At 65.6% G+C, this 8,921-nt stretch carries 10 protein-coding genes; 4 read left to right on the forward strand and 6 right to left on the reverse strand.

Annotated features, from left to right (window positions below):
* Genes DUGA2_RS05150 through DUGA2_RS05170 form a run of 5 tightly spaced genes read right to left on the reverse strand, consistent with a single transcriptional unit; the run spans position 1 to position 5,061 of the window.
* Positions 1 to 1,290, reverse strand: coding sequence for an ABC transporter substrate-binding protein (locus DUGA2_RS05150; protein ID WP_229214592.1), 1,290 nt, complete (start codon positions 1,288 to 1,290; stop codon positions 1 to 3).
* Positions 1,291 to 1,339: 49 nt separating this feature from the next.
* Positions 1,340 to 2,353, reverse strand: coding sequence for an SIS domain-containing protein (locus DUGA2_RS05155; RefSeq protein WP_043479865.1), 1,014 nt, complete (start codon positions 2,351 to 2,353; stop codon positions 1,340 to 1,342).
* Between the two features lie 5 nt (positions 2,354 to 2,358).
* Positions 2,359 to 3,456, reverse strand: coding sequence for an N-acetylglucosamine-6-phosphate deacetylase (nagA, locus tag DUGA2_RS05160; protein ID WP_070267632.1), 1,098 nt, complete (start codon positions 3,454 to 3,456; stop codon positions 2,359 to 2,361).
* Positions 3,453 to 4,187: a GntR family transcriptional regulator gene (locus tag DUGA2_RS05165; RefSeq protein ID WP_083296214.1), complete on the reverse strand. Its 735-nt coding sequence runs from the start codon at positions 4,185 to 4,187 to the stop codon at positions 3,453 to 3,455. The genes nagA and DUGA2_RS05165 overlap by 4 nt, the downstream gene beginning before the upstream one ends.
* Positions 4,188 to 4,191: 4 nt before the next feature.
* Entirely contained in the window at positions 4,192 to 5,061 is an 870-nt protein-coding gene (locus tag DUGA2_RS05170; protein ID WP_070267633.1) for a BadF/BadG/BcrA/BcrD ATPase family protein, read from the reverse strand.
* A gap of 278 nt (positions 5,062 to 5,339) precedes the next feature.
* On the opposite strand from DUGA2_RS05170, the gene DUGA2_RS05175 reads away from it, so the two are divergent.
* Positions 5,340 to 5,609 carry a hypothetical protein gene (locus tag DUGA2_RS05175; protein ID WP_070267635.1) on the forward strand — a complete coding sequence of 90 codons (270 nt, stop codon included), beginning with the start codon at positions 5,340 to 5,342 and terminating at the stop codon, positions 5,607 to 5,609.
* Between the two features lie 96 nt (positions 5,610 to 5,705).
* Here the strand turns inward: DUGA2_RS05175 and DUGA2_RS05180 are convergent, their stop codons facing one another.
* Complete coding sequence (locus tag DUGA2_RS05180; RefSeq protein WP_070267636.1) at positions 5,706 to 7,040, reverse strand: head GIN domain-containing protein; 1,335 nt, start codon at positions 7,038 to 7,040, stop codon at positions 5,706 to 5,708.
* A gap of 213 nt (positions 7,041 to 7,253) precedes the next feature.
* Here DUGA2_RS05180 and DUGA2_RS05185 point away from each other — a divergent pair, with 213 nt between their 5' ends.
* The 3 genes from DUGA2_RS05185 to DUGA2_RS05195 form a co-directional block, all read left to right on the forward strand.
* On the forward strand, positions 7,254 to 7,427 hold the full coding sequence (locus DUGA2_RS05185; RefSeq protein ID WP_229214593.1) for a hypothetical protein: 174 nt from the start codon (positions 7,254 to 7,256) through the stop codon (positions 7,425 to 7,427).
* A complete protein-coding gene (locus tag DUGA2_RS05190; protein WP_070267637.1) occupies positions 7,427 to 7,942 on the forward strand; it encodes a hypothetical protein in 516 nt (171 codons plus the stop codon). The genes DUGA2_RS05185 and DUGA2_RS05190 overlap by 1 nt, the downstream gene beginning before the upstream one ends.
* An 18-nt stretch (positions 7,943 to 7,960) precedes the next feature.
* Positions 7,961 to 8,921 (forward strand): ExeA family protein (locus DUGA2_RS05195; protein WP_168167760.1); only part of this gene is annotated, 961 nt, incomplete at its 3' end.

Below are 8,921 nucleotides of genomic sequence, written 5' to 3' on the forward strand. Positions count from 1 at the left end.
TCATCGGCTCCGCTGCGCGGCGAGTTTCTTGTTCCAGATCGCCACCGCCTGGTCCAGCGCCTGCTTGACATCCTGCTTGCCGGTGACGCCGGCTTCCACGGCCTTCACCAGGTAGCGGCGCAGTTCGTCGTAGTCGGTGATGCCGGCCACGTACAGCGTGTGCGAGTGCGGCATTGAAACGGCGCCCGCAGATACCGCCTTTTCGGCCGCGCCGGCGCCCGGCGGCACGGTCATGAAGAAGGGATCGTTGGCCGCCTGCGACATCGCCGGATACACGCTGGCCTGTTTGGCGAAGGCCAGCTGGTTGGCGTCGTTGGTCAGGTAGCGCGCGAACTTGCCGACCGCCGGTAGCAGCCTGGCGTCGACGTTCTTCGGCACGGCGAAGTGGATCAGCCAGCCGCCGTCGGCGATGCCGGTGGGGCCCAGCGGCGCGGGGGCGACATCGGTGATGGCGTAGATGTCCTTGGCGTCGCTCTCGATGCGCTTGACGGCCGTCGGTGGCGCCAGCAGCATGCCGAGGCGGCCGCCTTTGTAGGCGTCGATCGCGGCGGGGAAGTTATCCTCGGCGAACAGCGCGTCCTTCAGCAGGCCGCCGGCCTTGTAGGTCTCCGCGAGTTTCTTGATCAGCGCGATATGGGCGGGCGAGTTGAACACCGCCTTGCCGTCCTTGATGACGGCAAGGCCTTGCTGCATCATCAGGCCGTCGATCTTGGACAGCGCGGGGCACAGGCCAGCCTTGCCGGTGCGGGCGGCGATCTGGCGCGCGAACAGCAGCTGTTCGTCGAGATCGCGCGGCGCGTGCGGGATGGCGGCGGCTTTGAATATCTGCGTGTTGAAGGCGATGACGGCGACGTTGCTGTACATCGGGAAGCCGTAGATGTGGCGACTGAGCTTGCCGCCGAAGGTCAGGTCTTCCAGCGTGCTGGCAAGGTAGCGCGGGCGGGCGTCGCCGAGCAGGGTGTCGACCGGCGCGAGCAGGCCGTCGCGGGCGAATTCGTCGGCCCAGGGCACGTTCAGGTTCACCAGCGCGGGCGGGGTGCCGGCGACGATGCGCGTCACCAGCTTGGTCTGGATCACGTCCCAGGGGAAGTCCACCCACTCGACTTTGACGTTCGGATTGCCGGCTTCGTAGTTCTTCACCAGCGTCTCGAAGTAGGGAGTGAACTTGGGCTTCATGCTGAAGGTCCAGAATTCGATTTTTTCCGGGGCGGCGGTCGCAGGGTTCGCGAAGAGCGCCGCAAGCGCCAGCAGCCACCCCGCACGGCGGAATGCCGGGGTCGGACCCCGCACGGGGTCCGACCCCTTCGGCTTGCGGGGTGGGCGTGGCGCAATCACGGACTTAGTTGGTCTTGGTGACTTTGCTCAGGTGGCGCGGGGCGTCCGGGTCCATGCCGCGTGCCGCCGACAGCTGGGCCGCCATCACGTAGAAGGCCTGGATCGCGACGATAGGATCGAGGTCCGGCGTCGCCGCCACCGGCAGGGTCAGGTCGCGGTCGGCCACGTCGGCCGGTGCGGCCAGCAGCACGCGCGCGCCACGGCCGCGCATCTCGGTCGCCAGTTGCAGCAGGCTCGCTTGCGTCGGGCCACGGGTGGCGAAGATCACCAGCGGGTAGCCTTCTTCGATCAGCGCCATCGGGCCGTGCTTGATCTCCGCGCCGCTGAAGGCTTCCGCCTGCAACGCCGAGGTTTCCTTGAATTTCAGCGATGCTTCCAGCGCCACAGGGAAGCTGATGCCGCGGCCGACCACCATGATGTTGCGGGCGGGCGCCAGCACCTCGATGGCCGAGCTCCAGTCTTCCTGGGCGGCTGCGCGCAGCGAGTCGGGCAGGGCTTCCAGGCCGGCCAGCAGCTCCGGATCGTTCTGCCAGGCGGCGACCAGGCGGGCGCCGGCCACCAGGCTGGTGATGAAGCTCTTGGTGGCGGCCACGCTCTGCTCTTTGCCGGCGCGCAGCGGAATCGACCACTCGGCGGCGTGCGCCAGCGGCGAATCGATGTCGTTGACCAGCGCGATGGTGGTGGCGCCGCCGTCGCGGAAGTATTTGATCGGCTCGACCACGTCCGGGCTCTGGCCCGATTGCGAAATCGAGATCGCCAGCGTGTCGCGGGTGATCAGCGGCGATTTGTTCAGCGTCACCAGCGACATCGGCAGCGACGCCACCACGCGGCCCAGGCGGGCCATGATCAGGTAGGCCGCGTAGGCGCAGGCATGGTCGGAGCTGCCGCGCGCGATGGTCAGCGCGGTCGAGAAGGACGTGCTCCTCAATTTGCGGCCCAGCTCCGCGTAACGGTCTCCGTCGCTGGCCAGCTGGAGGGCTACGCAATCCGCTGCGGACAGGGCTTCTTTCAACATCATTGAGGTCACAACAATTCTCCTTCGATATAGACGGCTTTGAGATTCAGGTCACGGTCGAGCACCACAAAGTCGGCGTAGGCGCCGGGGGCCAGGCGGCCCCGCTCTTGCAGGCCGAGATAGTCGGCCGCATACGTTGAGACCCGCGCCGAGGCATCCGCCAGATCGAGGCCGAGTCCGACCAGGTTGCGCAGCGCCTGGTCCATGGTGAGGGTGCTGCCGGCCAGCGTGCCGTCGGGCAGGCGCACGCCGCCCATGCACTTCATGACGGTGTGGCGGCCCAGCATGTACTCGCCGTCCGGCATGCCGGTGGCGGCGGTCGAATCGGTCACGCAGTACAGGTGCGGGATGCAGCGCAGCGCGGTGCGGATGGCGCCCGGATGCACGTGCAGCAGGTCGGGAATGAATTCGGCGTATTGCGCGTGGGCCAGCGCGGCGCCGACCATGCCGGGCTCGCGGTGATGCAGGCCGGTCATGGCGTTGAACAAATGGGTGAAGCCGTGCGCGCCGTGCTCCAGCGCGGCCACGCCGTCCTCGTAGGTGCCGAGGGTGTGGCCGATCTGCACGCGCATGCCGGCGTCGGACAGTTCGCGCACCAGCTCCAGGTGGCCGCCGATTTCCGGCGCCACGGTGATCAGTTTGATCGGGGCGATCGCTTCCAGGCGTTCGACATCGGCCAGCTTGGCGGTGCGCGCGTACGGCGGCTGTGCTCCCAGCTTGCCGGAGTTGATGAACGGGCCTTCCAGGTGCACGCCCAGCACGCGCGCTTCGCCTTTGCCGCGCAGGGCGGCGGCTTTGCCTATGCCTTGCAGCGCCAGGTCGATGTCTTCCGGCGGCGCCGTCATGGTGGTGGCCAGCATGCTGGTGGTGCCGTGCTGCGCATGGATGGCGGCGATGGTGTGGACGGCGTCGCCGCCTTCCATCACGTCCTTGCCGCCGCCGCCGTGCACGTGCAGGTCGATAAAGCCAGGCAGGATATAGACGTCTTCGTTGTTCGACGGATCGGTGCTGCTGCCGTGGATGGCGGCGATGCGCTCGCTGAAGCTGATCTCACCGCGGACCCAGCCCGCCGATGTCAGGATATTGCCTTGGATTGCACTGCTCATCTGCGCGACTCCGCTACGAATTCATAATAATCACTGCGGCAATACGAGTGGGTCAGTTCCACCGCCGCGCCGTTGTCGAGATAGCTGACGCGGGTGATGTGCAGCATCGCCGCGCCCGCAGGTATGTTGGCCAGGCGCGCTTGTTCGACGCTGGCGTTGACGGCGCGGATGTGCTGCAGCGCGCGCATCGGGATGGTGCCGTTGGCTTCCAGGTAGCCGTACAGCGAATCGGTCACGCTGTGCGGATTCGGCATGTACTGGGCCGGGATGGTGGTGGTTTCGATCGCCATCACCACGTCGTCGGCGGTGCGCAGGCGCTTCAGGCGCGCGACCGGCATATTGGGCGACAGGCCGAGCGACAGCAGCTCGATCGGCGAGGCGATGCCGATGTCGCGCTGCAGCCAGCGCGAGCCGGCGGTGAAGCCGCGTTCGCGCAGCTCTTCGGAAAAGCTGGTCAGGCGGGATAAGGGCTGCTCCAGTTTCGGCGTGATGTAGGTGCCGGAGCCGCGCTTGCGGGTCAGCATGCCGCGGTCGCACAGCATGTCGATCGCCTTGCGCGCGGTCACGCGCGAGATGTTGAGCATGTCCGACAGCACGCGCTCGGACGGCAGGGCCTCGTTGGCACGCCAGTCGCCGGCGGCGATCCCGTCGGACAGCTTGTTCGCCAGCTGCATGTAGAGGGGGGTGTCGCTTTCGGCATCGGGCTGGAAATCGCTCAACTGGGCTAGCACAGGCTTACTCCTTCAGACGTTGTTGGATCAGCCGCAAGGCACCTGCCGCGGAATCGCCTTGCGGCGTGACGATCCGCTTCAACATCGAGACCGGCAGATAGGGGCGCAACGGCGCCGCCAGTCCGCCGCACAGCGCGATCGGCAGCTTGCCGCCGGCGTCGAGCGCGTTGCCCATCAACTCCACCTGGCGGCCCGCTTCGAGCAGGATGGCGCGCGCGGTGTCGTTCGATTCGCCGTGCTGCAGCACGATGCGCGCCAGTTGCGCGTACTGCGTTTGCGTGGCCTTGGCCAGCCAGTTCTGCAGCGCGTCGCGGCCGCCGCCGCAGGCTTGCGCCAGGTCGGCGCTGAAGGGGGTGGCCGGCATGCGGCCGTCCAGCACCTGCTGCACGTGGTTGATGGCGCGCAGGCCGATCCAGGCGCCGCTGGCTTCGTCGCCGGCGGGGAAGCCCCAGCCGCCCACTTCGACATGGACGCCGTCGGCGCGTTTGATCTCGCCGACGCTGCCGGTGCCGAGGGCGATGATGGAGCCGGGCTGGCCGCGATGCGCGCCGAGCACGGTGGTGTGGCCGTCGGTTTCCAGCGCCACGCGGGCGTAGCCGGGATTGGCGGCGACGAACTCGGCCGCCCAGGCGCGGTTGTGCACGCCGGCCAGGCCGAGGCCGATGGCGATCTTGTCCTTGCCGGGCAGTTGCAGGTCGGCGGCGCGGAAGGCCATGGCGGTGGCCTCCTCGACGGAGGCCCAGGCGTTGGCGATGCCGTGCATCAGGCCCGATGGGCCGCTGACGCCTTCGGCCAGTTCTACGCCGTCGGTGCGGGCCAGACGCACGCGGGTGCCAGTGCCGCCGCCGTCAACGCCGATTAAAAATTCGATCATGATTATCCGAGAATTCCGTGCCGGGATAGCCCGTGGTGAGGGCACTATATGTTTGGCAAACCAGCTTGTCAACAGGTATTTAACTGGTATTAGAAAATATTGAAGTGGACTGGCGTTGTCGACTTGGAATGTATTTGTAAGTCGTTGTTTTTATTATGTATTGATGAATTTTGCGGGAAGTGGTCGGGTGTCGTATTTGCATGCCACTTTGGTCTGCATTTGGTAGGGAAGGCGGTCGAGGGAGTACACTATGGCTTTAGTGCACTTTTGAAAGCAAGATGATGAACGATTACTGGGACGACTGGCAGAAGGAAGCGTTGGCTGCCGGCGTGAAGGCGCCGCTGGCCAAGCTGGGGATGGAAGTGATGAAGGCGAACCGCAAGAACCGCTGGCCCAAGCATTTTATCGGGCGGATGGAGGATGGTCCGATGATGCTGGCGATGTGTCTGGAAGAGCCGGATGAGACGGAGTTGCTGTTCATCGAGAACCTGCATCCGTACGACGACAAACTGATCGCCGCCACCAAGAAGCGCCTCTGCTTCGATTAAAAACATTGGGGTCAAGTCTGACATTCGGACACGAACTCTGCCGTAAGCCCCGCTTACGGCAGAGTTCGTGTCCGAATGTCAGACTTGACCCCATTTTCAATCGCGCCGGCTCATGCCTTTGCGGTCGTAGGTGACGGCTTTGTCGGCGACGGTGACGGTGGCGTTGCCGGGGCCGCTCACCTTGACGTCGGCCTGGCTGGTCCACAGCTGGCGCGCGTTCAGGCTGCCGGAACCGCTCAGTTGCGCGACCAGGCTGTCGGTCTTGCCGTTGAGCTTGACCTCGCCGGGGCCGTGCATGTTCAGCTTGACGTTCTTGCACGCCGCCGTGGCGTTCAAATCGCCCGAGCCGCTGAGCTCGGCATCAAGCGCGTCGCTGATCTTGTTCAGGTAGATGTTGCCCGGCCCGCGGCTGCGCGTGACGGCACGCTCCACCTGCAGCGCTTGCCCTTCCAGATCCCCCGAACCGCTGACTTCCGCGCTGAGCACGCCCACGCTGCCGGACAGGTTCATATTGCCCGGACCGCTGAGCATGGCGCGCGCGCTCGGCGCCTGCAGGCCGCGCACCGTCAGGTCGCCCGAGCCGTGCACTTCGGCGTCGAATTTCTTGATGGTGCCGGCCAGGCAGGCTTCGCCCGGGCCGCGCAGCATGGCGCTGGCCGCTTCGGTGTTCATCGAGCACGCTTCCAGGTCGCCCGAGCCCGACACTTCGGCGCGGATCTCCTTGCTGCTGCCGTGCAGGGACACCGAGCCCGGCCCGCGCACGGCGGCGTTGATCTTGCCGGCGTGCAGGTCGTCGATGTCGAGGTCGCCCGAGCCGCTGACGGCCAGGTTCACATCCTGCGTCATGCCGCTGGCGCTGACGTCGCCGGGGCCGCTCATCACCAGGTTCAGGCTGGCCGCCTTCAGGGTGCGCAGGTCGACGTCGCCGCTGCCGGAGGCCGTCACCGTCAGGTCGCGCACGCTGCCGCTGGCGTGCACGTCGCCCGGGCCTTCGGACGTCAACGACAGCTGCTGACCCTGGAACTGTTGCAGATCAACATCGCCGCTGCCGGAGTTGCGTAGGCTTTTCAGGCCGGCCGCGCTGATGCGGATGGTCATCGGCGGCTTGCTCTCCTTGCCCCAGCTGAAGTTGAAGTTCCAGCCCTTGGTTTTGCTGCGCGGCTGGCGCACGGTGAGGGTGTCGCCGCTGACCGACGTTTCAATTTCGGCAAACTTGCGGCGCAGGCCGGACAGTTCGATGCTGTTGCCGGGCTGCGAAGTGACGATCACGCGGAACGGGCCGCTGATGGCGATGCTGCTGAAGGCCGCGACGGTGCGGGTTTCGGTGCCGATGGTGTCGTCCTGTTTGCTGTCGGCCCGGGCGGCGACGCTGGCCAGGGATGCCATCATCAGGGCGGAAACCAGCGCGCTATGTTTGATCGTCTGCTTCATTTTTATCTCGATTATGGGAAGTGGCGAGGATTGAACGATAGGGCAAATCCGGGCGGCGGGCGCGTGGAATGGGATGGACGCGCGGAACGGGGGGATCAACTGCAAAAAAACGGGGCTGAACCGTGATTCAACTTCGGTACGCGGCTACCGTTAATGTCATAATGGACGCCAGTACGTATTGCCGGGGTCAAAGGAGCGCACATGATCAGGTATATGGGAACCAAGAACACAGACGACGGCTCGGTGCTGTATATTTTTTTGATTAACGGCTTGCAGAAGGAAATTCGGGAAAGCGCCTTGAAACAATATCCTGGCTGTTACGAAGCCCTTCCGGCCACGGCCAAGGCGCGCATCAGCGCCAACCGGTCCTGGCTGCAAAAATTATAATGCCGTCCTTACTGCGCATGCTGCGCGGCGCCCTGGCCGCCGCGGCGGTGGCCGCTTGCTGCGCGGCCGGCGCCCAGGCGGTGCCCACCACCTTCGGCACCATCATCGGCAACGGCCTGCTGTGCCGCGACCAGACCGACAACCTGTACTACTACGATTATCTGCTCAAGGCCTTCGGCCCGGCCTACAAGCACGACGGCGGCGCCTACTGGTTCAAGACCGACGGCGCCAATCTGTGGGGCACGGCGATTTCCGAGGTCATGGTCAGCGACGATACCAGCACCTATATCTTCGTCGGCGCCGTGGCCGAGGCCAAGCCGGAGGAGCTGGAGCAGGCCATCATTCGCCAGGTCGGCCTGCATTATGCGAGAATCGACAGCTCGGCCTATCCGGTGCGCGAGGCCAAGCCGGCCAGCCGCATCGTGTATTTCGATACCAAATCCAAGATTTACTGCGCCAAGTTCAAGCCCTTGCCGCCGGTGCAACCGCCGCCGGTACGCCAGCGCTTGAAGTAGCGCCTTGCCAGGGCCTTCATGTACACGCATTTCTTTAATCTGAAGCAGTCGCCGTTTTCCATCGCCCCCGATCCCCGCTATCTGTTCATGAGCGAACGCCATCGCGAGGCGCTGGCGCATCTGCTGTATGGCGTCGGCAGCGGCGGCGGCTTCGTGCTGCTGACCGGCGAGATCGGCGCCGGCAAGACCACCGTGTGCCGCTGTTTCATGGAGCAGATACCCGAGAACTGCAAGCTGGCCTACATCTTCAATCCCAAGCTGTCGGTGGAGGAGCTGCTGCTGTCGATCTGCGACGAGTTCGGCATCGCGCTGGCGCCGCCGGGCGCGGGGGCGGTCAGCGTCAAGGGTTACGTCGATGCGATCAATGCCTATCTGCTGGCCAGCCATGCGCAGGGCCGCAACAATGTGCTGATCATCGACGAAGCGCAGAATTTGTCGGCGGAAGTGCTGGAGCAGTTGCGCCTGCTGACCAATCTGGAGACCAGCGAGCGCAAGCTGTTGCAGATCATCCTGATCGGCCAGCCGGAGCTGCGCGCGATGGTGGCGCGGCCGGAGCTGGAGCAGCTGGCGCAGCGGGTGATCGCGCGCTACCACCTGGGCTCGCTGAGCGAGGCGGAGACCGGGGCGTATATCGAGCATCGGCTGGCGGTGGCGGGGGCGGCGGCGATCGCACCGTTTCCGCGCCGGTTGATGGGGCTGGTGCACAGTCTGGCCAAGGGTGTGCCGCGCCGTATCAATCTGCTGTGCGACCGGGCTTTGCTGGGCGCGTATGTGGAGAATCAGCCGCAGGTGACGCGCCATATCCTGCGCAAGGCGGCGGCGGAAGTGTTTGCCCGGCCGGATGCGGCGATCGGCGGGGAACGCAAGGTGGCGGCCGGCGCGCGTTGGCCTTTGGTGGCGGCCGGTGTGCTGGCCGGGGTTGTGCTGAGTGCGACGGCATGGCAGTTGGCGGCGGTGGGATCGTCGTGCAGCGTCAGCA

It is taken from the genome of Duganella sp. HH101, assembly GCF_001758795.1.
GTDB lineage: Bacteria > Pseudomonadota > Gammaproteobacteria > Burkholderiales > Burkholderiaceae_D > Rugamonas > Rugamonas rivuli.